23 protein-coding genes are annotated in these 23283 nt (G+C 67.6%); 14 read left to right on the top strand and 9 right to left on the bottom strand.

Going from position 1 to position 23283, the window contains the following annotated elements:
* Positions 1–12 precede the first annotated feature (12 nt).
* The 6 genes from H5V44_RS10770 (at position 13) to H5V44_RS10745 (ending at position 5790) form a co-directional block, all read left to right on the top strand.
* The gene (locus H5V44_RS10770; protein WP_185193112.1) at positions 13–663 is read left to right on the top strand and encodes a uracil-DNA glycosylase; all 651 of its coding nucleotides are present in this window, start codon (positions 13–15) and stop codon (positions 661–663) included.
* Between the two features lie 86 nt (positions 664–749).
* Positions 750–2396, top strand: a complete 1647-nt coding sequence (locus tag H5V44_RS10765; RefSeq protein WP_185193111.1) for a histidine kinase N-terminal 7TM domain-containing protein — start codon at positions 750–752, stop codon at positions 2394–2396.
* Positions 2397–2467: 71 nt separating this feature from the next.
* Positions 2468–3169 (top strand): imidazole glycerol phosphate synthase subunit HisH, encoded by a 702-nt coding sequence (gene hisH / locus H5V44_RS10760; protein WP_185193110.1) that lies wholly within the window; start codon positions 2468–2470, stop codon positions 3167–3169.
* Between the two features lie 45 nt (positions 3170–3214).
* A complete protein-coding gene (gene pheA / locus H5V44_RS10755; RefSeq protein ID WP_185193109.1) occupies positions 3215–4021 on the top strand; it encodes a prephenate dehydratase in 807 nt (268 codons plus the stop codon).
* Positions 4022–4378: 357 nt separating this feature from the next.
* Positions 4379–4684, top strand: a complete 306-nt coding sequence (locus tag H5V44_RS10750; protein WP_185193108.1) for a CopG family transcriptional regulator — start codon at positions 4379–4381, stop codon at positions 4682–4684.
* Positions 4685–5337: 653 nt separating this feature from the next.
* Complete coding sequence (locus tag H5V44_RS10745; protein WP_185193107.1) at positions 5338–5790, top strand: Hsp20/alpha crystallin family protein; 453 nt, start codon at positions 5338–5340, stop codon at positions 5788–5790.
* Between the two features lie 301 nt (positions 5791–6091).
* Here the strand turns inward: H5V44_RS10745 and H5V44_RS10740 are convergent, their stop codons facing one another.
* Positions 6092–6514 carry a UPF0146 family protein gene (locus H5V44_RS10740; RefSeq protein WP_185193106.1) on the bottom strand — a complete coding sequence of 141 codons (423 nt, stop codon included), beginning with the start codon at positions 6512–6514 and terminating at the stop codon, positions 6092–6094.
* A gap of 39 nt (positions 6515–6553) precedes the next feature.
* Between H5V44_RS10740 and H5V44_RS10735 the strand changes: the two genes are divergently transcribed.
* The 3 genes from H5V44_RS10735 to H5V44_RS10725 all read left to right on the top strand — a co-directional run bounded on the left by H5V44_RS10735 (position 6554) and on the right by H5V44_RS10725 (position 8703).
* On the top strand, positions 6554–7075 hold the full coding sequence (locus tag H5V44_RS10735; protein ID WP_185193105.1) for an archaemetzincin family Zn-dependent metalloprotease: 522 nt from the start codon (positions 6554–6556) through the stop codon (positions 7073–7075).
* A 64-nt stretch (positions 7076–7139) separates the two neighbouring features.
* On the top strand, positions 7140–7583 hold the full coding sequence (locus H5V44_RS10730) for a universal stress protein (protein WP_185193104.1): 444 nt from the start codon (positions 7140–7142) through the stop codon (positions 7581–7583).
* 31 nt (positions 7584–7614) lie between these two features.
* A complete protein-coding gene (locus H5V44_RS10725; protein ID WP_185193103.1) occupies positions 7615–8703 on the top strand; it encodes an RNA 3'-terminal phosphate cyclase in 1089 nt (362 codons plus the stop codon).
* Between the two features lie 136 nt (positions 8704–8839).
* Here H5V44_RS10725 and H5V44_RS10720 read toward each other — a convergent pair whose 3' ends face one another.
* From H5V44_RS10720 to H5V44_RS10710, 3 genes are read right to left on the bottom strand one after another with little or no spacing between them, the layout of a single operon-like run.
* Positions 8840–9106 (bottom strand): hypothetical protein, encoded by a 267-nt coding sequence (locus tag H5V44_RS10720; RefSeq protein ID WP_185193102.1) that lies wholly within the window; start codon positions 9104–9106, stop codon positions 8840–8842.
* Positions 9107–9118: 12 nt separating this feature from the next.
* Positions 9119–10948, bottom strand: a complete 1830-nt coding sequence (locus tag H5V44_RS10715) for a ribosome biogenesis/translation initiation ATPase RLI (protein ID WP_185193101.1) — start codon at positions 10946–10948, stop codon at positions 9119–9121.
* A gap of 3 nt (positions 10949–10951) precedes the next feature.
* Positions 10952–11266 (bottom strand): EMC6-like membrane protein, encoded by a 315-nt coding sequence (locus tag H5V44_RS10710; RefSeq protein ID WP_185193100.1) that lies wholly within the window; start codon positions 11264–11266, stop codon positions 10952–10954.
* A gap of 257 nt (positions 11267–11523) precedes the next feature.
* On the opposite strand from H5V44_RS10710, the gene H5V44_RS10705 reads away from it, so the two are divergent.
* Positions 11524–12114 carry a 50S ribosomal protein L15e gene (locus H5V44_RS10705; protein WP_185193099.1) on the top strand — a complete coding sequence of 197 codons (591 nt, stop codon included), beginning with the start codon at positions 11524–11526 and terminating at the stop codon, positions 12112–12114.
* 225 nt (positions 12115–12339) lie between these two features.
* Here the strand turns inward: H5V44_RS10705 and H5V44_RS10700 are convergent, their stop codons facing one another.
* The 3 genes from H5V44_RS10700 to H5V44_RS17855 all read right to left on the bottom strand — a co-directional run bounded on the left by H5V44_RS10700 (position 12340) and on the right by H5V44_RS17855 (position 15417).
* A complete protein-coding gene (locus tag H5V44_RS10700; RefSeq protein WP_221625679.1) occupies positions 12340–12936 on the bottom strand; it encodes a DUF7384 family protein in 597 nt (198 codons plus the stop codon).
* A 44-nt stretch (positions 12937–12980) separates the two neighbouring features.
* Positions 12981–14897, bottom strand: a complete 1917-nt coding sequence (locus H5V44_RS10695) for a beta-CASP ribonuclease aCPSF1 (protein WP_185193098.1) — start codon at positions 14895–14897, stop codon at positions 12981–12983.
* A gap of 154 nt (positions 14898–15051) precedes the next feature.
* A complete protein-coding gene (locus H5V44_RS17855; protein ID WP_343067719.1) occupies positions 15052–15417 on the bottom strand; it encodes an alcohol dehydrogenase catalytic domain-containing protein in 366 nt (121 codons plus the stop codon).
* 246 nt (positions 15418–15663) lie between these two features.
* Here H5V44_RS17855 and katG point away from each other — a divergent pair, with 246 nt between their 5' ends.
* Complete coding sequence (gene katG / locus H5V44_RS10685; protein WP_185193097.1) at positions 15664–17799, top strand: catalase/peroxidase HPI; 2136 nt, start codon at positions 15664–15666, stop codon at positions 17797–17799.
* Between the two features lie 307 nt (positions 17800–18106).
* Here the strand turns inward: katG and H5V44_RS10680 are convergent, their stop codons facing one another.
* Positions 18107–18292, bottom strand: coding sequence for a hypothetical protein (locus tag H5V44_RS10680; RefSeq protein WP_185193096.1), 186 nt, complete (start codon positions 18290–18292; stop codon positions 18107–18109).
* 182 nt (positions 18293–18474) lie between these two features.
* Complete coding sequence (locus H5V44_RS10675) at positions 18475–19779, bottom strand: hypothetical protein (RefSeq protein ID WP_343067718.1); 1305 nt, start codon at positions 19777–19779, stop codon at positions 18475–18477.
* A 232-nt stretch (positions 19780–20011) separates the two neighbouring features.
* On the opposite strand from H5V44_RS10675, the gene H5V44_RS10670 reads away from it, so the two are divergent.
* The 3 genes from H5V44_RS10670 to H5V44_RS10660 all read left to right on the top strand — a co-directional run bounded on the left by H5V44_RS10670 (position 20012) and on the right by H5V44_RS10660 (position 22774).
* Entirely contained in the window at positions 20012–21502 is a 1491-nt protein-coding gene (locus H5V44_RS10670) for an amidase (protein ID WP_185193094.1), read from the top strand.
* Positions 21503–21566: 64 nt separating this feature from the next.
* A complete protein-coding gene (locus H5V44_RS10665; protein WP_185193093.1) occupies positions 21567–22325 on the top strand; it encodes an IclR family transcriptional regulator in 759 nt (252 codons plus the stop codon).
* Positions 22326–22435: 110 nt separating this feature from the next.
* On the top strand, positions 22436–22774 hold the full coding sequence (locus H5V44_RS10660) for a hypothetical protein (protein ID WP_185193092.1): 339 nt from the start codon (positions 22436–22438) through the stop codon (positions 22772–22774).
* The last annotated feature ends 509 nt before the right edge of the window (positions 22775–23283 follow it).

The following is a 23283-nucleotide window of genomic DNA, read 5'->3' as shown; positions in this document are numbered from 1 at the left end:
CGGCATTCCGGTATGACCTCCGGCCCCGACGACGCGACCGGCGGCGAGGGCCCGCCCGGCAGCGACCCCCCGACGACCGAGGGCGTCGACGTCGTCTCGTGTACCCGCTGTCCCCGGCTCGTCGAGTCGCGGTCGCGGATCGTCAACGGCGTCGGCCCCGCGGACGCCGAGCTGGTCTTCGTCGGCGAGGCCCCCGGCGCGAACGAGGACAGCGAGGGCGAACCGTTCGTGGGGCGCTCCGGGAGCGTCCTCGACGACGCGCTGCGGGAGGCCGGCCTCGCCCGGTCGGACGTCCGGATCACCAACTGCGTCCGGTGTCGGCCGCCGGAGAACCGCGACCCCACGGGCGAGGAACTCGACAACTGCCGTGGGCACCTCGCTCGGGAACTCGCCGCCGTCGACCCCGCAATCGTCGTGTCGCTCGGGAAGGTCCCCTCCGAACACCTGCTGGATCGCTCGGTCGCGGTCACCTCGGAAGCGGGCGACGTCGCCGACGTCCGAGTCGGCGACCGACCCTACCGCGCCGTGATCTCGGTCCACCCCGCGGCGACGCTGTACGACGGCGGCCAGCGGGAGACGTTCTTCGAGACGATCGCCCGCGCGGCCGACCTCGCGGGCGTCGGCGGCGACGACGGCGGCCAGTCGAGTTTGGGGGCGTTCTAACCGCCGGACCGCCCGCGCCGAGTATCAAATGATTGAATTGGACCGATAGGACTTAACCGGCCCGTCGGCTACCATCGCGATACCGTATGGCGGGGGTGCATCCGATACAGTTGGGCTACTCGCTCGTTTTCGGTGCGACCGCGCTGATCTGTTTCGCCGCCGTCCGCCGCGCGCTCGACCGTCTGGATGACTCCGACGCGCGGACCGGGCTGGTCGCGCTGCTTGCGACGACCGGACTGTGGGCGTCGTTCTACGTCGGCCGGATCCTCTCCGCGGCTCCGGGGGTTCAGTTGATGTTCTACCTTCTCGGCCTCATCGCGGGACTGGCGTCGGTCGGGGGGTGGCTCTACTTCTGCTCGGCGTACGCCGGGAAGTCCTACCACCGGACGCCGGCGTTCCGGCGGGTCGCGGTGTTCGTGTTCCTCACGATCATCGCGGTGAAGCTCACCAGCCCGGTCCACGGGCTGTACTTCTCGACCGCGCCGGCGACCACCCCGTTTCCGCACCTCGTGATCCGGCTGGGCACCCTCCACTGGATCGTCACCGGGCTGGCCTATGCGCTGTCGGCGATCGGCTTCTATATGCTGTTCGAGACCTTCCGGGGGTCGAACTACACCACCGGCCGGCTGAGCCTCCTGGTCGGGTTGGCGGGGCTGCCGGTGGTCTTCGACCTGATCGCGTATTCCGGGTACGGCCCCGTGCTCACGCTCAACTACGAACCCATCGGGGTCGCGCTGTTCGCCGTGGGCGTGCTCTACGTGGCCGACGGCAGCTTCGTTACGGTCCGGCGGTTCGAGCGTGAACAGCTCCTCGACGAACTCGAGGAGGGGATCATCATCGTCGACGCCGACTGGCGGGTCAAGGACACCAACGAGGCCGCCCGGACGCTGTTCCCCGAGCTGGCCGACAGCGTCGACGAGTCGGTTTCGGAGGTGGTCCCGGAGCTCGCCGAGGTGCTCCCGGCCGGGGAGTCCCGCGTGATCAGGGTCTCGGAGTCGGGCGTAGAGCGGCGGTACCTGCTGTCGATGCAGCCGCTGACCGTCGGGCAGACGACCGTCGGCCGGGCGCTGGTGTTGACCGACGTCACCGCGATCGAACGCCAGCGACAGCGGGTCCGCCGCCACGAAACCCAGCTCGACAACTTCGAGGAGGCGATCACCCACGAGCTCCGGAACACCCTCAACGTCGTCCAGGGGAACATCGAACTGGTGGCCGCGGATCTGCCCCCCGACGCCGAGGCCGAACAGCGGATCCGAACGGCGTCGGAAGCCGTCGACCGGATGGGGATCATCGTCTCGGATCTGGTGATGATCGCACAGCTCGGCCGGCAGGTCGAGGAGACCGAGACCGTCGACGTCGACGCGGCGATGCGGCGTGCGTTCGCCGCCGTCGCAGGCGCGGACTGCGGCCTGACGACGACGGGTCTCGGCGAGATCAGTACCGACAGACGGCGTACCGAGCAGCTGTTCGAGAGCCTCTTCGAGTTCTGCCTCCGGAACGGCGCCGAGGCCGTCGAGGCCTCACGGAACTCGGAGACGTTCGTGATCGAGGACGACGGGCAGCCGCTGTCGGCGGTGGACGTCGACCGGGCGTTCGCGTACGGGCAGGCGGTCCCCGACGCCGAATCGGGGATGTTGCTCCCGGTGGTGCGGACGCTCGCGGAGGCGAACGGCTGGACGGTCGACGTCGACGCCGCGTACGACGACGGCGCCCGGTTCGTGATCCGGCGGTAACCGCCGTCGCGTCGAGCGGGCGACCCGCGCGGCGTCGGAAGCGATTTGTTCTGCGGCCGCGAAGCCGACGTATGAGCGCCCAGACGGTAGCGGACGTCGTTTTAGTCGACTACGGCCTCGGCAACCTCCGGAGCGCCCGACGCGGGCTGGAGCGCGCCGGCGCCGCCGTCGAGATCACCGAGGACCCCGACGACTTCGCGGCGGCCGACGGGATCGTGCTCCCCGGCGTCGGCGCGTTCAGCGAGGGGATGGACAACGCCGGGCCGTTCCGGGAACCGCTGGCGGCGGCCGCAGACCGGGGCCAGCCGGTGTTCGGGATCTGTCTCGGGATGCAGATGCTCCTGACGACAAGCGAGGAGGCCGACTACGAGGGCCAAGGCGAGGTCGAGGGGCTTGATTTCGTCCCGGGCACTAACCTCCGGTTCGACACCGACCTGAAGGTGCCGCATATGGGCTGGAACGAACTCGACGTCGAGCGCGAGCACCCGATCGTCGAGGGGGTCGACAGCGTGGGATCGGAGATCCCACGGGCAGACGGAACCACTGCGGGTGGTTCCGTCGACGGGGAGCACGCGTACTTCGTTCACTCCTACTACGCCAGCCCCGAAGACCCCGACGCGGTCGTCGCGACCACCGACTACGGCACCGCGTTCCCGGCGGTCATCGCGAACGAGGCCGGCAACGTCTTCGGCACGCAGTTCCACCCCGAGAAGTCCGGCGAGACCGGGCTACGGATCCTGCGGAACTTCGTGGAGTACTGTACCGACCGGTAGTCGGGGCACCGAGGGCTTTTAGGATCCCCGGCAGTAGACCGCGCTATGCAGGTAGTCACGCTGGGCCCCGCAGGGACGTACTCCCACAGAGCCGCCCGGGCGGTCGACGACGACGTCGTCTTCCGGGAGTCGGTGTCGGCCATCGTCGCCGCGGTCGACTCCGGGGAGCACGAACGCGGCGTCGTCCCGATCGAAAACAGCATCGAGGGGAGCGTCACCGAGACCCTCGACGCCATCGCCGACGCCGAGATCGCGGTCACTCAGGAGGTCATCACCCCGATCCGCCACGCGCTTTTAGCGCAGTCGCCGAACTTCGAGACGATCGCCTCCCACTCCCAGGCGCTGGCGCAGTGCCGCGCCTACATCGAACGCGAGTACCCCGACCACGACCTCGAAGCCGTCACGAGCACCGCCGCGGGGGTCGAACGCGCCCGCGAGGACCCCACGGTCGCCGGGATCGGTCACCCCGACAACGCCGCCGGCGACCTCACCGTCGTCGCCGAGGACATCCAGGACCGCTCCTCGAACGCCACGCGTTTCTTCGTCGTCGCGCCGGTCTCCGCGCGGTCGGCCGGCGGCGGCAAGTCCACCGTGGTGGTCTACCCGAACGCCAACTACCCCGGACTCCTCTTGGAACTGCTCGAGGCGTTCGCCGACCGCGACATCAACCTCTCGCGGATCGAGTCCCGACCGAGCGGAAACCGGCTGGGCGATTACCTCTTCCACATCGACTTCGAGGCGGGGCTCTACGAGGACCGCGCGCAGGCGGCGCTCGACGACATCGAGACGATCGCTGCGGACGGGTGGGTGAAGCGGCTGGGATCGTACGACAAGCGGCACGTGCTCTACTAGAACCACCCTTTTATCCGAGGTTCTCGGCCGTACTCCGTGTGGCCCCGACCCCCCAGAAAAAATCCGTTTCACTCAGCGGAGTGAAGCTCGTGGGGCGTTTGCGCCCCACGGCGGATCAAAAACCCCGACTCACGGCCTTCGGAAGAGCAAGCTCTCCGGTGCCCCCGTCCCCCTCGGCTCACGGTGACTTCGGCCGTTCGTCGGTGACCCGCTCGCTCGCCTCGTTCGCTCGCGGATGCTCCCGGAACTTTCATACCGTCCTTCCCGATTACGAGGGTGTTATCAAACGGATCCGAGTAGAGCGACACAGTCAAACGGACAAAGATCGTATACGTAGACCTCAGATACACTTGAGTAATGAGCAAGACGAAAATCAATCTCCGGATTCCGAAAGACCTCGTCAAGAGGGCCGATGTCGTCGCCAAGATCACCGACAAAAGCCGAGGAGAGATCGTGACCGATGCGCTCCGAGACCACCTCACGGAGCTTGAGTCTCAAGAAGCGTTCAAACGGGACGTATTCGATCTCTATCTCGATGGTCGGATCAGTCTGGAGACGCTTAATCAGCTTCTCGACTCCAAAGACCCCGAATCAGTTCACGTCTCGAAAACGCTGCGCAACCAGGCAAAGGATCCTGATGACGACAATGCATCCGAGGAGTAGAGGGAATCATCTCACAGCGTGACTGTGATCCGTCTCTGATCGCCTCCACGTCCGTGGTCGGTAACACCTCTGCAGGCTCACCTGACGGCTATTTCGTTGCTGAGGAGGCGAAATGAACGACGACCGTCTGTTGCATACAGCCCCCGCATTCATACTGTCGGCGATAGTCGCGTGACGGATTTCGACACCCCGGGGTGTGGAAAATCTTCACGTAGTTATAGCCAACAGTATCAGCACGAGATCGGGTCAAGAGTTGCGGTGCTACCGAACTCACAACGGGAACTGAGGCGGTTACCCCCGGCTCTCCGGGCCCTTGCTCGCTCGCGTCCTGCAGTCAGTCGGCTCTCGTCTCATCGATCTCTTTGACGTTCAGACAGTAGCCGATCCGACCGCGTCCGCAGCACGGTGAACTTCGGAACGGGATTCGACGACGTTGATCGAGTTAGCGGGTCCTGACCGATTCCTGCGTCGGAACGAACAGTCCGCTGTGACGCCCTCCAACTACGACAAAGCGAACGTCATACTCCGTACGCCGCAGCGACGCCGCCGCCGCAGTCGGGCATCAGTACGGCCTCGCCGTGCGACCTGCGATCACGGCTCCTGGCGGCTTTAAGCTCTCAGAGGTCGAATGTACTGTCGGTGACTATCACACGATGACCCGTACTCCCGATTTCGACGGCGTTGAGACCGACACCCTCTTCGACCGGATGTCCCGGCAGTTCGAGGCGATGACACGACAGTTCGACGGCACGGGGACGTTCCGGCGCAACACCGCGGTGGACCTCCGCGACGACCCCGAGGCGTTCGAGATCGTGATCGACCTCCCCGGCTTCGAGAAAGCCGACATCGACGTCGCGGTCGCGGACCGCGAACTGACCGTCGACGCCGTTCGGGACACCGGAACGGTCTCGCCGAAGCGGGGCGACGACGACGGCCGGTACGTCCGCCAGGAGCGCCGCACCGACTCGATCCACCGATCGATCCGGCTCCCCGGCGAGGTTCGCAGCAACGACGCCACGGCCAGCTACAACAACGGCGTCCTCACCGTCTCGCTCCCGAAACGGACCGCCGACGACGAGGGCTCCCACCGGATCGACGTCGAGTAGCGACGGGCGGGTTCGGCACGCCGCAGCCCGCCCGAAGCCGCCGCGACGGGTAGTGGCTTTTTGACGTGGAAATTCCCGTCAGGACGACGAGCGAGTCGCCGCTTCGCCGGGCGTTTCGGTCCCTCCCCGTCCTCTGGGGGATCGTACCCGGGCTCTGTGTCATCCACGCGTCGCTGTTCGGCGGGTCGCCGTTTCCGTCCGTCGACGGCCCGTTGTGGGTCGGGTTCGGCGTGTTGATGGTGATACAGTCCCTCCGGCACCTCGGTAGCGGCGTGTCGTACACGGGACCTGGGCGGATGGCCTACCGGTCGTCACCGCGGGCGACGTACAGCGTCCCGCCTTCGGGGAGGGCTGTCGGCGTCGCCGGGACCGCCGGCGGGTCGCCGCCGAGCGTCGTAAACAGGAAGTCGGCGTCGACCGCGTCGGCCACGTCACGTGCCGGACGGTGGAGTTCGGGCGGAAGGTTCAGGCCGTACAGGAGGGCAGCCTCGTAGGTCGCTCCGGGGTGGTCGCGCTCGCTGGCCGCGACGACATCGTCGCGGACGAACGATACGGTGGCCGGGACCTCGACCTCGTCGGCCGCGACGACGTCCGTGGCGGTGACCGCGACCCCGGCATCCGCGAGGCTCGCGACCACCTCAGCCCGGCGACCGACGCCGATCTCGACCGCCGAGGCGTACCCCGAAAGTCGGCGGACGAGAGCGGTATCACGGCACGTAACCACGGCGGGATATTTATCACGCCACCCTGCTTAAGCCCTCCTATGCTCGTCGACATCGTGCCGATCGGGGATCTCCCGGCACAGGTCAAACGGGAGGCGTCGGCCGCGCTACGGGGGGTCTACGACTGCGAGGTCACGGTGGCCGAAGAGCAGTCGATCCCCGACGGCGCGTTCGACCGGAGCCGGAACCAGTACCGCGCCGAGCAGTTCATCGAGCTGGCGAGCCGGGCCGGAACGGGCGAGAAGAACATCGGGATCACCGCTCAGGACCTTTATTACCGCCGGCGCAACTACGTCTTCGGGCTCGCGTACCTCAACGGGAACGGCTCCGTGATCTCTACTCACCGCCTCCAGACCTCCTCCGACGGCGGGATCACCTCCAAACCCCAGTCGGAGGTGTTCGCCGACCGCGTCCGGAAAGAGGTGGTCCACGAGATCGGCCACACCCTCGGCTTGGAACACTGCGACAACAGCAAATGCGTGATGTCCTTCTCCCCGACCGTCCGCGAGGTCGACGTGAAAGAGGAGAACCTCTGTGGCTCCTGCAGCCAGTCGCTGTACTGAACCGGCCTCTCGCCACCGACGCAACAAATCCTTAACCCGAATCCGACCGTACGCACGACCACCGATGGAGTATCTCGTCGCAGTCGACGGTTCGGAGTCGAGCACCCACGCGCTCGAACACGCGATCGAGTTCGCCTCGCAGGCCGGCGCCGCCCTGCGCGTCGCCTACGCCGTCGAGCCGCGCATCCTCGTCGAGGGCGAGGAGGAGCCGACGAACGCCGCGGTCGGCGAGCGGATCTACACCGAGAACATCGAGGTCGCCGAGAACCGCGGCGAGGAGGTCTTAGCCGACGCCCGAGCGCAAGTGGAGGCCGCCGGGCTGTCCGCGGAGACGGAACTGCTCTACGGCGACCCCGTCGACAGCATCGCGGAGTACGCCGAGGGCGAGGGCGTCACCGGGATCATCGTCGGCCACCGGGGGCTGTCGAGCCAGGTCGAACGGATGGTCGGCAGCGTCGCCAAGGGGCTGGTGGAGAACGCCACCGTCCCGGTGACCGTCGTAAAGTGAGCCAGCGGACTGCCGCGCCGGAGACCCCCGCGTGATCGACCTCGACGGCAGCGACGGCGGCGGCCAACTGGTCCGGACGGCGCTTTCCCTCTCGGCGCTCGGCGGGGAGCCGTTCCGGATGGAGCGGGTCCGCGGCGACCGGCCGAACCCCGGGCTGAAGCGTCAGCACCTCGCGTGCGTCGAGGCGGTCGCCGCCCTCACCGACGCCGACGTCGAGGGGGCCGCAGTCGGGTCGGAGACGCTCCAGTTCGACCCCGTCGTCCGCCCCGACGCCGCGGCCGCCCCCGACGAGGTCGCGGTCGACATCGGGACCGCGGGCAGCGCCACGCTCGTCGCCGACACCCTGCTCCCGCTTGCGACGCGGATCGACGAGCCCCTCCACGCCCGCGTGACCGGCGGGACCGACGTACGGTGGTCGCCGTCGGCGGACTACCTGCGGCGGGTCAAGCTGCCGCTGCTCCGGGCGTTCGGACTCGACGCCGACGCGAGCGTGGAGCGCCGCGGGTTCTTCCCCGCCGGCGGGGGGCGGCTCGACCTCCGACTCCGGCCGTCGTCGCTGGCACCGATCGAACTCGGGTTGCACGATGGGGTTCGGGCCCCGGTGACCGACCCCCGGATCGCCGTCTATGCCGCCGCGGCCGACGACGTCGCCGACGGGGACCCCGCCGGGCGGCTGGCCGACGCGGCCGTGACGGCGCTCGGGGATCGCGACCTTGCCGGAAACGCCACAGCGACGACCGCGTCCGTCGAGGCCGACTCCACCGGGGCGGTGCTCACGGTCGTCGTCGCCGACGCGGCGGTCCCCGGGAGTACGAGCGGCCGGGCCGAGCCACGCGCCGGCTTCGTCGCCTACGGCGACACGACCGACGCCCCGTCGTCGCTTGCGGACACGGCCGCCGACGCGGTCGAGCGGTGGCAAGCGACCGACGCGCCGGTCGACGCCAACCTCGGAGATCAGCTCGTCGTGTGGCTCGCGATCGCCGGCGGGGCGGTCCCGATCCCGCGGGTCACGGATCACGTCCGGACTAACGTCGAACTCGTCTCCGCGTTCGGCTACGACGTCGCGATCGAGGCGCGGGGCGACGGGATCCCGTCGATCGTCTCGCCGACGCGGCGGTGATCCGAGAGCCCTCACAGCGGTGCCGTCCACCTCCCGCCAGTACCCCAGTATCAGTCAGCCGGCTGTCAGTATCGACAATCCGAGCGTTGGTTGTATCAAACGTAATTTCGTCGTAAGGTGTATGACCCAGACCGGATCATCCTACGCGGAAACGAGCGTTCCGGCCGGTGCGCTGTTCGTGGCGCTCGGCGTCGCAACCCGGGTCTCCCATCACTTCCTCGGCGTCTTCACCGGCTGGGGGTGGGCGACGGCCGTCGGCAGCCTCCGGGTGCTGTTCGGGTCGCTGCTGCTTTTCGCCGACGTCCGCGTCTACCAGTTCGAGCGGTCGCCGGTCGAGCGGCTGCTCGGTGACGGCGACGAACAGCAGTCGGCTCCGGCGCGTCGCAGCCCGGGTCCCCGTCAACGCCCGATCCCGCTACGGCGCGTAGTAGTACTCGCCTTGCTTCTTCTGTTTGCGGTCCAACTGGGAGTCGGGCTTGTTGATCCGGGGGCGTTTGGTCCGCTCGTCCCGGCGGAAGGTGATGTCCAGATCCCGGAGGAAGTCGTTCATCCCCGCACGCATCTCCTGGGGGACCCCCGCGTGCCCGTACTCGGAGGGTTTGCCGTCGAACACCATCAGCCGGTCGGCCAGCAGGTCGATCATATAGATGTCGTGATCGATCACGAGCACCGTCTCGTCGTGGTTCTCGGCGTACCGACGGATGGCCGTCGTCGCCTGCACGCGCTGTTCGACGTCGAGGTGCGCGGAGGGCTCGTCCATCACGTAGAGGTCCGCGTCCTCGGAGAGGGCGGCCGCGATCGCGACCCGCTGGCGCTCCCCGCCCGAGAGATCGTCGAGGTTCCGCTCCATAATCCGTTCGAGTTGGAGCGGCTTCGCGATCTCGGTGTTCCAGTAGGAGGTGCCGACGTCGCTCGTGATCGACGAGAGGAACGCGTCGACGCGCATCGGCTGGTCGATCTCGATGTACTGCGGCTTATACGAGATGTCGAGCCGGAAGTCGAGGTCGCCCTCGTCGGGCTCCAGCGCTCCGGTAAACAGCTTCGCGAGGGTCGACTTCCCGATCCCGTTGGGGCCGACCACGCCCAGGACCTCCGACTCGTAGATGGTGCCGGACTCGACCTCCAAGGAGAACTCCCCGTCGCCGTAGGACTTCGACAGCGCCGGGTAGTCGACGAGCGGCGTCGACTTCGAGGTCTCCCGCGGCGCGTGCTCGTGGAACTCGATCTCGTCGGGGCGGATCCGCATGTTCTCGTTGGAGAGATACCCCGTGAGGTACTCGTTGATGCCGTTCCGGACCGACTTCGGATCCGTGATGACGCCGAAGGCCCCGGGTTCGCCGTACGCGACGTGCAGCGAGTCCGCGAGCAGATCCAGGATGGCGAGGTCGTGTTCGACGACGAGGACGGCGCGATCCTCCTCGTCGGCGAGTTCGCGGATCAGCCGCGCCGCGGTGACGCGCTGGCCGATGTCGAGGTACGGCGACACCTCATCGAGGAAGTAGAAGTCGCGGTCCCGCGCGAGGGTGGCCGCCAGCGCGACCCGCTGGAGCTCCCCGCCGGAGAGGGTGTCCAGCGGCTGGTCGACGACCGGCCGGATCCCCAGCCGGTCGATGTAATCGTCGAGCGCACCGCGCTCGTCGGTGGATTCGAGCAGGTCGATGGTGGTTCCGCCGAACTGCGCGGGGAGTTGATCGACGTACTGGGGCTTTCGTGCGATGGTGATCTCCCCCGCCTGGACCCGCTCGATGTAGGTCTGGAGTTCCGTCCCGCGGTAGCGGTCGAGGACGCGTTCCCAGCCGGGGTCGGTTCCGTAGTCGCCGAGGTTCGGGACCAACTCGTCGGCCAGCGCCCGGACCGCAGTGGTCTTCCCGATCCCGTTGGGGCCGAGGATCCCGGTCACGGTCCCGGGCTCGGGGATCGGGAGGCCGTAGAGCGCAAACGCGTTCTCGCCGTAGCGGTGGACCGGATCGTCCTCGAGTTCGGTGGGGAGGTTGATTATCTCGATCGCGTCGAAGGGGCACTTCTCGACACAGATCCCGCAGGACTCCCCGAGGCAGATCTCCTCGGAGATCCGTATCTGATCGGGGTCGCCGTCGAACGGCTCGTCGTCGTCGTAATACTCCTCGCGGGTGACGATGCACTCCTGGCCCGTCCGGTTCGGGGGGCAGTAGCTCGCACACTCGTAGTTACACCGATCGGGCTGACACCGGTCGAGGTCGACGACCGCGATGCTGTCGTCGGCCATACGTTAGATCGCCACGCCTTCGGTCAACAGGACCCCGAACGTGACGAACCACAGCGTGAACGTCATAAACACCACGTAGAGGTAGTCCTTCGCACCGAACTCCGAGACGTCGATGCCGATGACGCGCAGGATCGGCAACTGCGCGGCGATCAGTGCGCCCACGATGAGCAGCGACTGTCTGCTGGCGGCGTCCTCGACGCCGGTGCCGACGAACCGGGCCGACACCAGCGCCGCGATCACCCCGGCGAGGCAGGCGAGCGTGGTGACCGTGACCCCCCGGAGGTGGTCGGAGAGGCCGCCCTGCGATTCCGTAGCCATACGTACGTCTCCGACACCCGGCGTCAAAAGCCGTTCGTTCCGGCCGTCGGGGGCGGGCGCGGCGCGACGCTCGGATCGTCGGCTCCGGACGCCAGCCGTCGCGGCCCGCCGCGGTTTCGAAGTGGTTAAAACCGCCACGGCGGTAGGAGAAACAACTCGCTGGTCGAACGGGACGCCAGCGGGCACCCGAGGGATCGGGACGAAATGTGGGTCGGCGTCGAACGCCGCCCGAATCGGAAGCGCCCGTGGTGAAACCAATGGCACGAAGCTTCTACTCGCACATCAAGGAGGCCTGGAAGCAGCCCGGTGACGGCAAGCTCGCCGAGCTGCAGTGGCAGCGCAAACAGGAGTGGCGCGACGAGGGCGCCATCGTCCGGATCGACCGACCGACGCGACTCGACAAGGCCCGCGAACTCGGCTACAAGGCCAAGCAGGGCGTCGTCGTCGTCCGCGCCTCGGTCCGGAAAGGCAACGCCCGCAAGCAGCGGTTCAAAGCCGGCCGCCGCAGCAAGCGGCAGGGCGTCAACCGCATCGGCCGCCGGAAGAGCATCCAGCGCATCGCCGAGGAGCGCGTCGCCCGGAAGTACCCCAACCTCCGGACGCTCGCCTCCTACTGGGTCGGCGAGGACGGCTCCCAGAAGTGGCACGAGGTGATCCTCGTGGATCCCGAACACCCCGCGATCGAAACCGACGACGACCTCTCGTGGATCTGCGACGACGACCACAAGGGGCGGGCGTTCCGCGGGCTCACCAACGCCGGCCGCTCGAACCGCGGGCTTCAGAACCGCGGGAAGGGCGCCGAACACACCCGGCCCAGCATCGGGTCGGAGAAGCGACGCGGGAAATAAGCCCACCCACCTTTTTACTGCGTCGGGTCGCGCGAAGCGCGACCGCTCCTTGCAAAAAGCTGGACCAAAAAATTCGCCGACATCGCGGCCTCCGGCCGCTCGTCGGCGTGAACCGCTCGCTCACTTCGTTCGCTCGCGGATATCACATAGCCGGCTACCGACTGTCTCACTCCAGAGGGCAACTCCGACGACGAGAGACTCCGACACCGACCCCGATGCGACACCCTATTCCCGCGGGTCGCGGTCGGGGCCGGGATACGCCCCGCCGACGACTTCCGGATACAGGCTCGCGGCGTCGAACAGCGCCGCGAACGCCTCGGGGTGGCGGGCGCTCACCGTGAGATCGGTCCCGAGCGTCGCACCTGCCTGCGTCGATAGTAGCCGGTCGTCGAACGTGAGCAGATGCATCGCGCCGCCGCGGTAGGCGCTCCCGAGAGCGGGGTTGTCGCCGGGGGGATGCGTGACTGATTCCCGCCAGTCCGCGAGGCGCTCGCGCCACGCCGCCGCGAGGTCGGGGTCGGCGAGGTCGGCGATCGTGGCCGCAGCGTCATCGAGGAGCGGGTCGCTCGCGAGCAACGCGGTCCAGCTGTGGCTCCGGAGGGGGTCGAGCGCGTCCCTGGCGGCGTCGCCGACGAGGAGGTCCGCCGCGAGCACGTCGGCGTCGGCGACGACGCGGGCCGGGCCGGAGTCGGCCGGCGGCGCGGGGTCGGCGTCGGGTGGATCCCCGTCCCCGGAGCGGACCGATTCGACCGCCTCGCGGACCGCGCGCTCGTCGGCGTCGATCCCGGCTGCGCGCTCGAACAGCGAGCCCCACGAGTCCATACGCCCCGTTGACTGTCGGCGATAAGAAGGGTGGCGATGTGCGCCTAATCGAACCGGAACGTCTCGAGGTTCCGCGGCGCGTAGGTCCGCATCCCGAACTCCTGGTAGAGCCCCGAGGAGAACTGATCGGTGGAGGCCTCGTCGCCGTGGACGCAGATGACCTCCTCCGGTCGGGGGTTCATCGTCCCGACGAAGTCCTCCAGGCCCTGCCGGTCGGCGTGCCCGGAGAACCCGCTGACCGACTGGACGTCGAGCCGGAGGGTGAGCTGTTCGCTCCGGCCGCCGCGGTCGGAGAAGGGGATCTCCCGGCGGCCGCTCTGGATCCGCCGCCCGAGCGTGCCCTGCGCCTGGTAGCCGACGAAGATCAGCCGGTTGTCGGGGTCGCCGCCGAGGAGTTCGAGCCACGACATGATCGGCCCGCCGGTGACCATCCCCGACGTCGAGAGGATGACGCAGGGTTCCCCACCCGCGACGTCCTCGCGCATCTCCTGGCCGCCGTCGACCTGCTGGAACTGCTCGGCGAGAAACGGGTTCTCCTCGTCGTGGAGGATCCGGTCCCGGAGGCCGTCCCGCAGGAACTCCGGGTACGCGGTGTGGATCGCGGTCGCCTCCCGGATCATCCCGTCGAGGTAGATGGGCATCGTCGGGAGCTTCCCCTCCCGCATCGCCTCCTCCAAGACGAGCATCAGCTCCTGGGAGCGGCCGACGGCGAAGGCGGGGATGACCACGGTGCCGTCGTTCGCCGCCGTTTCGCCGATCAGCTCGATCAGGTTCCGTTCGGAGTCGTCCTGGTCGGTCTGGTAGTCGTCCCGGCGGCCGTACGTCGACTCCATCACCAGCGTCTCGACGCGGGGGAAGTCGTTGGCGGCGCCGTTGAACAGCCGGGTGTCGGTGTGGTGGATGTCGCCGGAGAAGACCACGTTGTGGAAGCCGTCGCCGATGTGGAAGTGCGTGACTGCACTCCCCAGAATGTGGCCGGCGTTGTGGAACGTGAGCTTGATATCGGGCGCGATGTCGGTCACGTCGCCGTAATCGACGGTGATCGTGTGTTTCAACTCCTCGCGTACCATCTCGGAGGCGTACGGTGGCGTCCGGCCCTCCTTGGCGGCGACGTCGAGGTAGTCGAGCTGGAGCAGCCCCATCAGGTCCCGCGTCGGTTCGGTGGTGTAGATCGGGCCGTCGTAGCCGTATTTGAAAAGCAGGGGGAGCAGCGCGCTGTGGTCCAGGTGGGCGTGGGTCAACACGACCGCGTCGAGGTCGGCGATGGGGTTGGCCTCGGGCACCTGGAGGTACGGGACCTCGCCCTCGGCGCCGGGCTTGTCGCCGCAGTCGATCAGGACGCGCGTTTCGGGCGTCGAGAGGACGAACGCCGCGCGGCCGACCTCCCGGCAACACCCCAGGGTCGTGACCCGGACCCACTCGGTGTCGCCGTCGGGCTCCCTGTGGATCTCCTGGCCGACCCGCTCGAGGAAGTCCCGCCGGTCGTCGCGTTCCTGCATCAGGAAGTTCCGGACGTTGTCGACGGTCGAGGACTCCATCGGCGGCGTCCGCAGCACCTCGGGCGTCCATCCGACCTCCTGGGTGATCTCCCGGAGGGTGCTGGCGCGGCGGCCGATCACGAGCCCGGGTTTTTCCGCTTCGATCAGGACCTCGCCGGTCGCCGGGTAGAACTCCAGGTTGGTGATCCCGGCGTCGTCGGGGATCAGACTGAGGATCTTGCCTTTCGCCTCCGCGGGGTCGAGTTGGACTCCCGCCGCGGGGCGGACCGTGATCCGTTTCCGGAGGATGCTCGCGAGCCGACGGATCAGGCCGTCGCGCTCGGCGAACTTCTTCGGCGTCTCCGTGTAGACGACGAGTTTCGGGCCCTCGTAGGCGACCCGGGAGACGACGAGGTCGTCGGGGATCTCGTCTTCGAGGCGTGTTCTGACCGCTTCGAGCGGATCGGTGTCGTTCGTGCTCATACGTGTCTGGAACGTCGTAGGTCGGAGCCACCAGAAGTCGTGGTCGCGTCCACCGGAGTGCCGACGGGGCGGTGCCCTTTCGACTCCGACCGGACCGACGAGTTCGCTCATCGATCCTTACCCCACAGGGGATATAAACGTTTTCAGTGCGTCGTTACGCCTCGCTCACGCGGCGGATGGGTTTGATCGCGCTGCCCTCCTCGGATGCCTCGACGGCGTCCCGGATCTCGTCGAAGTCGTAGTAGGTCACCAGTTCGTCGAACGGGAACTTCCCCCGGCGGTAGGGTTCGATCAGGTCCGGAATGAACTCCGTGGGGGTGGCGTCGCCCTCGACGACGCCGGAGCCCTCGTGGCCGAGTACCGCCGGCAGCGGCGTCGGATACGTCTGATCCCGGACGATCACGTCTGTGTGGCAGACGCCCGCGCCGACCACCTCGTTGTCCTGCGGTTCTTCGAGTTCGACGGTCTCGATCTCGAACGGTGCGCCCTCCCCGTTGGTGACAGCGGCCTGGATTTCCACCACGAACGAGCACACGAAAATCTACCGTTCCAAAGACTCCCCCACCGCACGTCGATCTCCGGAACCCCGCCGGTCGGCCGGATCCCGACGGTGCGGTCGGAGCCGGTCCAGCGACGCGAAACCGCCGGCCGTTCCGCCCGCCCGCCGACGTAACGGTTCGGGGAAGCTGCACATATCTTGGGGACGCAGAAGGGTTTCACACCGGAGTGAACAAGATTATATGCCAAAGAAGCAAAGATCACGGTAATGTCTAAGCCCGACAAGGACTGGTGGCCGAATCAACTGCAGTTGGATATCCTCGACGACAACGGCCGGAATCCGGGGCCGATGGGGGATGACTTCGACTACGCCGAGGAGTTCCGGAAGCTGGACCTCGACGCGGTGAAAGACGACCTCGAGGAGCTGATGACATCCTCGGAGGACTGGTGGCCCGCGGACTACGGCCACTACGGCCCGCTTTTCATCCGGATGGCGTGGCACAGCGCCGGCACGTACCGCACTGCCGACGGCCGCGGCGGCGCGGCCGGCGGCCGACAGCGGTTCTCACCCATCAACAGCTGGCCCGACAACGCCAACCTCGACAAGGCACGGCGCCTGCTGCTGCCGATCAAACGGAAGTACGGCCGGAAGCTCTCGTGGGCCGATCTGATGATCCTCGCCGGCAACGTCGCGATCGAGTCGATGGGGTTCAAGACGTTCGGCTTCGCTGGCGGCCGCGAGGACGACTTCAAGGGCGACGACGCCGTCGACTGGGGGCCGGAGACGGAGCTCGACACCCAGGAGCGCTTCGAGGCGGCCGGGGAGATCCAGGACGGCCTCGGCGCGTCCGTGATGGGCCTGATCTACGTGAACCCGGAGGGGCCGAACGGCCAGCCCGACCCGATGGCGTCGGCGAAGAACATCCGGCAGACGTTCGACCGGATGGCGATGAACGACAAGGAGACCGCGGCGCTCATCGCCGGCGGCCACACCTTCGGGAAGGTCCACGGCGCCGACGACCCAGACGAGAATATGGGGCCGGAACCGAACGCCGCGCCCATCGAGCAGCAGGGGCTCGGGTGGGAACAGGAGGGCGCAACGAGCGGCGCGATGATCACGAGCGGGATCGAGGGACCCTGGACCTCCTCGCCGACCGAGTGGGATATGGGGTACATCAACAACCTGCTCGAATACGAGTGGGAGCCCGAGAAGGGCCCCGGCGGCGCGTGGCAGTGGACGCCGAAGGAGGGCGAACTCGTCGAGCCGGCGCCGGACGCCCACGACCCCGACGAGGAGGTCACGCCGATGATGCTCACGACTGACATCGCGCTGAAGCGTGACCCGGACTACCGCGAGGTGATGGAGGAGTTCCAGGAGAACCCGATGGCGTTCGGGATGGCGTTCGCGAAGGCGTGGTACAAGCTCACCCACCGGGATATGGGCCCGCCCGAGCGGTTCCTCGGCCCGGAGGTCCCCGACGAGGAGATGATCTGGCAGGACCCCCTGCCGGACGCCGACCACGACCTCGTCGACGACGCCCAGGTCGCCGACCTCAAAGGGATGATCCTCGACTCGGACCTGACGGTCCCGCAGTTGGTGCGGACCGCGTGGGCGTCAGCGTCGACGTACCGCGACAGCGACAAGCGCGGCGGGGCCAACGGCGCCCGCATCCGGCTCGAACCCCAGCGGAGCTGGGAGGTCAACCGGCCGGACGAGTTGGAGACCGTTCTCGAGACCTACGAGGGGATCCAAGCGGAATTCAACGCCGCGCAGTCGGACGACACTCGCGTCTCGCTCGCGGACCTGATCGTGCTCGGCGGTAACGCGGCGATCGAACGGGCCGCAGCCGACGCCGGACACGACGTCGAAGTCCCCTTCGAGCCGGGCCGGACCGACGCGTCCGCCGAACAGACCGACGTCGGCTCCTTCGAGGCGCTGAAGCCGAAGGCCGACGGCTTCCGGAACTACCTCGGCGACGGGCTCGACGAGCGCCCCGAGGAGACGCTGGTCGACAAGGCGGACCTGCTGAACCTGACGCCCACCGAAATGACGGTGCTGGTCGGCGGGCTGCGGGTGTTAGACGCCAACTACGACGGCTCGGACCTCGGCGTCTTCACCGATCGTCCGGGGACGCTGACGAACGACTTCTTCGTGAACCTGTTGGATATGGGCACCGAGTGGGAGGAGGCCCCCACCTCGGAGCCGATCTACGAGGGGTACGACCGCAAGACCGGCGAGCTTAAATGGGAGGCGACCCGCTTCGACCTCATCTTCGGGTCGAATCCCCGGCTTCGCGCCCTCGCCGAGTTCTACGGGAGCGACGACGCCGAGGCGGACTTCGTCCAGGACTTCGTCGACGCCTGGAGCACGGTGATGCAGGCCGACCGGTTCGACCTCGAGTAGTCGTCGTCGGCCCCCGTTGGCGGCCCGTCGGTATCGCCGTCGCGGACTCGCTTCTACCGTCGATCCCCACACGGACCGACCGATGTCGCGGTTGACGGCCCCAGTCGGCTGTGCTATCGGAGTCAGACGACCATATCCTCGACAGTTTATCTTCTCGATAAGTATAGCAAGTTCTAATATTTTGAAAACGAAAATTTTGAAGGAACGGGTTACGGAAGGTCTGAAACCCGTGGTTTGTCGAGTTCGGGCTGAATATATAAAACGAGAACATATAGTATTCAAACGATACTATCGACGGCGTTCCGGTTCAGTCGTCGAAGTACCAGGTGCGGCTCCCACCGTGGATCAGGGTCCCCGTGTCCGTCCGCGGTAGCGACCCGCCCGCGACCACGTGCGACCGCGGGCGATTGAAGTTCGTCAGCGTGCCGCGATCCGGGCAGTGGTCCTCCAACCGCTCGGGCGTGACGCCGTCGGAGACGACGACCGCCGCCACCGAGACATCCCCCGCCGAACGCGGTTGCGTCTGCCCCGGGTGCCGCGATGAACTGCCGCCGGCTACGGGTCGGCATACGACAGATTCCTGTGATTAATACAACTATCCGTACGAGTAGTTACCATCCGTCGCCGACGCGGCGCACGGCGACCGACCCCGGAGAGCGTCGAACCGGGCGGACGTCAGACCGAGTAGTCCGCGGTCTTCCGCTTGTCCTCGAAGTACGGCGCGGGCGCGACCGTCGCCGAGACGTGCTTCCGGACGTGGTCCTCGACGCGGGGGTTCCCCGAGTCGGGGTCGCCCCGCGGGATCTCGACTTCGGTGCCGGGCTCCGCGAGGTCGGTGTCGATGGCACACAGCGAGAACATCCGTTCTTCCCAGTAGAGGTAGCGGGTGTTACACGCGATGCCGACCGGGTCGCCGCCCTTCAGCACCTTGTCGTTCTGCGTCAGCGCCCACTCGGGGACCGGGAGGTCGGTGTACCGGTAGGTGTCGCCGTCCTCGAACGCCGACCGGTAAAGGTCGCGGACGTCGTCGCTGTCCCACACCAGGGTAACCCGCTCGCGGTCGGGGTTCTCATACTGTTGGCTATAAGTACGCGACGGTTTTCGACACCCCAGGGTGTCGAAATCCGTCACGGGACGATAGCCGACAGTATCAGTCTCCGCCGCCAGGGCCTTCGGGCCGACGAACTCGTGATCGAAGTCGACGAACCGGCCGTGGCCCGCCTCGAACGGCGTCAGGTCGTGGTCGGTGATGTCCGCGGAGTCGAGGCTGCCGCCGATGGCGAGTGCGCCCTCGAAGGAGGCGGCGTCGAGCCACTCCCGGTACGCCTCCATCCCGTCGTGGTAGATCGCGGGCAGCGGGATCGACATCCACGCCGCGGTGATCACGTTGGTGGGGTAGGCCTTCCCGCCGATCCGGCGGATGTCGTAGTCGCGGCCGGTCTCCATCGGCGCCGACCGGACGTCGTCGGCGAGTTCCCAGGGGCCGACGAACTCGAAGCCGGGTTCGTTCATCATCCCGTGCCGGAGGGGGTTGCTCCCGTGGCCTGCGACCGAGACCTCCCGGAAGTTGAAAAAGGGGATCTCGGGCAACGGTTCGTCGGCGACCTCCGTGATGAGCGCCACGGCGTCGGGGCCCTGCACCTGGTACCGGAACGACTTCGGCGGTCCCTCGCGGATCCCGCCGTGTTCGTCGCGCTCGACCGTCGCGTCGTAGTCGCCGGTTTCGAGGTGGTACTGCACCCAGTTGATCGGGCCGTACCCGACGAGGGTGAACTCCTCGTCGTCGAGGTGAAACAGGATGCCGTCGCCGATCAGGTAGCCGTCGGGGCTGCAGGCGACGAACTGCTTTGCCTGCCCCGGCTCGAAGCCGTCGAAGTCGTTGGTCCCGAGGTCCGCAAACACGTCCAGGGCGTCGGGGCCCTCGACGTGGAGGTCGGTCATGTGGCGCGAGAGGTCCGCTACGCGACGGTGTCGGCCCACGCCGCCAGTTCGTGACTTCGCTCGGGAGGTCCGCGAACAGGCGGAGATGTCCCGAGTCCGCGTACGAGCCGATCCGACTCACGAACTCGACCGGACTCCCGGCTGCCCCCAGCACATCTTGAAGACTCCGTGTCGTACGGTGTTCGAACGTCTCCAATACAGTATCCAGTTCTTTTTTGAGGCTCCCTCCTCGGCGAAAGGTAATTGACCCTCGGCGTCCTGTCACGGACCGATGCACCGGTTCGGATCCGTGTCCGAGAACGACGTCGAGTCACTGGCCGGAACGCTCGGTCTGACGCTCGCTGCGGGCGAGTCGGAAGCTGCCGCCGACCGGCTCGACGCCCTCGCGGACGTGTACGCGGCGCTCGAAGACGCGCCGGCGGGCGGCGTGACACCGGACCCGGCGGACGGGGACCGCTTCGAGACGGCGCCGTTCCGGCCGCCGGACGCCGAGAACCGCTACAACCAGTGGCTGACGCGGTTCGCGCTCACGAGGGACGGAGCGACCGGCGACCTCGACGGGCTCGACGTGGCCCTGAAGGACAATATGTGCGTCCGCGGCGTCGAACTGACCTGCGGGTCGCGGGCGCTCGAGGGGTTCGTCCCCGGCGACCACGCGACAGTCGTCGATCGGTTGCTCGAGACGGGAGCGACGCTGGTCGGCAAGACGAACATGGACGAGTTCGCGTTCGGGCCGACCTCGGAGACGAGCGCGTTCGGGCCGACGGCGAACCCGGTCGACGCTGACCACGTCGCGGGCGGGTCCTCCAGCGGAAGCGCTGCCGCCGTTGCCGCGGGCGAGGTCGACCTCGCACTCGGGACCGACACTGGCGGCAGCGTCCGGATGCCCGCGAGCTACTGCGGCATCGTCGGGGTCAAACCCTCGTACGGGGCCGTCCCCACGTACGGCGTCGCGGACTTGGCCCACTCGATGGACCACGTCGGAACGCTCGCCCGCGACGTCGAGACCGCCGTCCGGGGCCTCGACGCCATCGCCGACGCGCAACCGGGCGGCGACCGGGCCGCGTTCAGCGACGACCTCGGTACCGACCCCGAGCGGCTCCGGGTCGGCGTCGCTCCAGGGTTCTTCGAGCACCACGTCTCCGAGGCGGTCGAGCGGCGCGTCCGCGACGCCGTCGACGAACTCCGCGACGCCGGCGCCGAGGTCCGCCCCGTCGAGGTCCCCGCGCTCGAGCACTCCCGCGAGGCGTGGTGGGGGATCGCCCCGGTCGAGTTCGCGGCGACGTTCGCGACGAACGCCGCGGGGGTCTGGCGCGAGAAGCCGGTCGAACCGAGCCTCGCCGCCGCGATCGCGGGCCTCCGCGGGTCGTCGAGCCGCACCCTCGGACCGAACGTCAAACAGATGCTCCTGCTGGGGGCACACCTGCTGCAGACACACGAGGGGTATCACTACGTCCGGGGACAGCACCTCCGGGCCAGGCTCGACCGGGGGTTCGACGCCGCGCTCGCCGACGTCGACGTCCTCGCGACGCCGACGACGCCGACGACGGCCCTGGCGATCGACGGGTTCGAGCGGGGGACGACGCCGCCGGTCAACTGGGACACCCACCCGACGAACCTGACCGGCCATCCCAGCGTGAGCGTCCCCTGCGGCGAGGTCGACGGCCTGCCGGTCGGCCTGCAGTTCGTCGGGGCACACGCCGCCGACGCGACGGTGCTGGACGTCACGGCGACGTTCGAGAGCGTTTCGTCGGTAGGGTGACCGAAGGGTCGACCCGCGGCGTCGAGCCCCATCGTTTCATATTACTGGGGCCTGATCGCTCGGTATGACTCCCGATTCGGTCCCACTCCAGACGGTGGCGCGGGCCTTCGAGGTGCTTGAGTTACTGGAGCGTGAGGGGGAAGCCGGCCCGGCGCGGATCGCGACGCTGATGGACGTGACCCGCAGCACCGCCCACGACTACCTGGTCTCGCTCGCGTCGACGGGGTTCGTCGTGAAAGACGAGGGCAAATACCGCATCGGCTACCGGTTCCTGGAGCGCGGGAGCCGGCTCAAACACCGGAGCCGCTTTTTCAACTCCGCGGACATCGTCGTCCGGAAACTCTCGGCGGACTCCGGCGAGCTTGCGCAGCTCGGGTGTGCGGAGTCCGCCGACTGGGTGATGCTCCACGAGAGCGGCGACGTCACGTCGGTCCAGACCCGGACGTATCCGGGGTTCAGAACCCCGATCCACAGCCACGCCGCGGGGAAGGTGCTGCTCGCGAACTTCCCGGCCGAGCGGATCGACGAGCTGCTCGACGTCGACGAGCTCGAGGCCGTGACCGAACACACGATCACCGACCCCGACGCGCTCCGGCCGGAACTGGAGACGATCCGCGAGCAGGGACACGCCGTCGACCACGAGGAGCAGGTGATCGGGATCGGGTTCGTCGCGTGCCCGGTGCTGGAGGATGGCGAGCTGTTGGGGAGTGTCTCGGTGGCGTGTCCGACCGGGCGGCTCCGCCAGGACAGCTACCGCGAGGACCTGATCAAGACCGTCCAGGCGGCCGCCGAGGAGATCAGCGTCAACTACCGGTACCACTGAGTTCGCGAGCCGTCGGCTACTGACCGCGCGCACCGTCGGCGTCCGCCCCGGCGGCGGCAGCCCGCTCGACGGGAAACGTTATCATCGCCTCATCGAATCGGTTCGGTGGTATGTTGCTCCCACAGTCGTTCGAGCACTCGGTCGCGCGGACGCCCGACCGGACCGCCGTCGCCTACCCGAACCACGGGACGGAGTACACCTCTGCTGAACTGTGGGACGAGGCCTACGCCGTCGGGACCGCGTTGCGGGAGCGGGGGATCGTGGTCGCGTTCGTCGCGGCCGACGGCGACGTCACGGACGAGGAACTCGACCAGTGGCGTGAGGGCAGCAACGACCTGGCGAACTACAAACGGCCCGCGGAGCACCGCTTCCTGGGGCACCTCCCGGGGGAAAGGTCGAGCGGACCAAACTCGACGACGACGCCGTGTAGCCGCCGTCCCCGACACTGAGATTACCCCCGCGCCGGTGTCGGTTCGGGTTCCCGCCGTGATTGTCGTCCGTCCGGTAGTTACGGACGAAACGGAACGCGACGGCGGGTCGGTCCCGTGTCGCGTCCGCGGCGCCCGGGGGTTCTGCCGGCGCCGTAACAACGGTACGCCTGTTAGTATGCCGGGTAGCCGACCCGCCTTGTGCTCCCGAGGGCGTCGACCGGTTCTCCGAAACCCCGAACAACCCCGTCAGGAACGTGACTGCTTGGAGCCGGACCACGCCTGCTTGCGGGATAGGTGCGTCGCGATGTGCTGTCCGCATTTATCGGATGATCTTCGACCGACGGTGTATCGGCCGACCCCAATAGTTCGAATTTGTATATTTTGTATATCCTACCGGAACGTATGGATTCAAAGAACGCTCGAAACGATCTCTTCTTTGCACCCGATGGAAAAATCAGAATATAATATACAAAAACTGTCATAATACTCAAACGATCACGAAACGCCCGACGCTCGTAACCGTCCAT

This window comes from Halobellus ruber, assembly GCF_014212355.1.
Classification (GTDB): domain Archaea; phylum Halobacteriota; class Halobacteria; order Halobacteriales; family Haloferacaceae; genus Haloquadratum; species Haloquadratum rubrum.
The sequence above is the reverse complement of the archived record's forward strand: the minus strand, read 5'-3'. Positions and strand labels throughout refer to the sequence as shown.

Coding starts and splice junctions, on each gene's coding strand:
- H5V44_RS10705 (WP_185193099.1), top strand. CDS start 11,524: ATGGCACGAAGCTTCTACTCGCACATCAAGGAGGCCTGGAAGCAGCCC.
- H5V44_RS10750 (WP_185193108.1), top strand. CDS start 4,379: ATGAGCAAGACGAAAATCAATCTCCGGATTCCGAAAGACCTCGTCAAG.
- hisH (WP_185193110.1), top strand. CDS start 2,468: ATGAGCGCCCAGACGGTAGCGGACGTCGTTTTAGTCGACTACGGCCTC.
- H5V44_RS10670 (WP_185193094.1), top strand. CDS start 20,012: ATGCACCGGTTCGGATCCGTGTCCGAGAACGACGTCGAGTCACTGGCC.
- H5V44_RS10700 (WP_221625679.1), bottom strand. CDS start 12,936: ATGGACTCGTGGGGCTCGCTGTTCGAGCGCGCAGCCGGGATCGACGCC.
- H5V44_RS10735 (WP_185193105.1), top strand. CDS start 6,554: ATGCTCGTCGACATCGTGCCGATCGGGGATCTCCCGGCACAGGTCAAA.
- H5V44_RS10745 (WP_185193107.1), top strand. CDS start 5,338: ATGACCCGTACTCCCGATTTCGACGGCGTTGAGACCGACACCCTCTTC.
- H5V44_RS10765 (WP_185193111.1), top strand. CDS start 750: ATGGCGGGGGTGCATCCGATACAGTTGGGCTACTCGCTCGTTTTCGGT.
- H5V44_RS10715 (WP_185193101.1), bottom strand. CDS start 10,948: ATGGCCGACGACAGCATCGCGGTCGTCGACCTCGACCGGTGTCAGCCC.
- H5V44_RS10665 (WP_185193093.1), top strand. CDS start 21,567: ATGACTCCCGATTCGGTCCCACTCCAGACGGTGGCGCGGGCCTTCGAG.
- H5V44_RS10660 (WP_185193092.1), top strand. CDS start 22,436: ATGTTGCTCCCACAGTCGTTCGAGCACTCGGTCGCGCGGACGCCCGAC.
- H5V44_RS10695 (WP_185193098.1), bottom strand. CDS start 14,897: ATGAGCACGAACGACACCGATCCGCTCGAAGCGGTCAGAACACGCCTC.
- H5V44_RS10710 (WP_185193100.1), bottom strand. CDS start 11,266: ATGGCTACGGAATCGCAGGGCGGCCTCTCCGACCACCTCCGGGGGGTC.
- H5V44_RS10770 (WP_185193112.1), top strand. CDS start 13: ATGACCTCCGGCCCCGACGACGCGACCGGCGGCGAGGGCCCGCCCGGC.
- katG (WP_185193097.1), top strand. CDS start 15,664: ATGTCTAAGCCCGACAAGGACTGGTGGCCGAATCAACTGCAGTTGGAT.
- pheA (WP_185193109.1), top strand. CDS start 3,215: ATGCAGGTAGTCACGCTGGGCCCCGCAGGGACGTACTCCCACAGAGCC.
- H5V44_RS10730 (WP_185193104.1), top strand. CDS start 7,140: ATGGAGTATCTCGTCGCAGTCGACGGTTCGGAGTCGAGCACCCACGCG.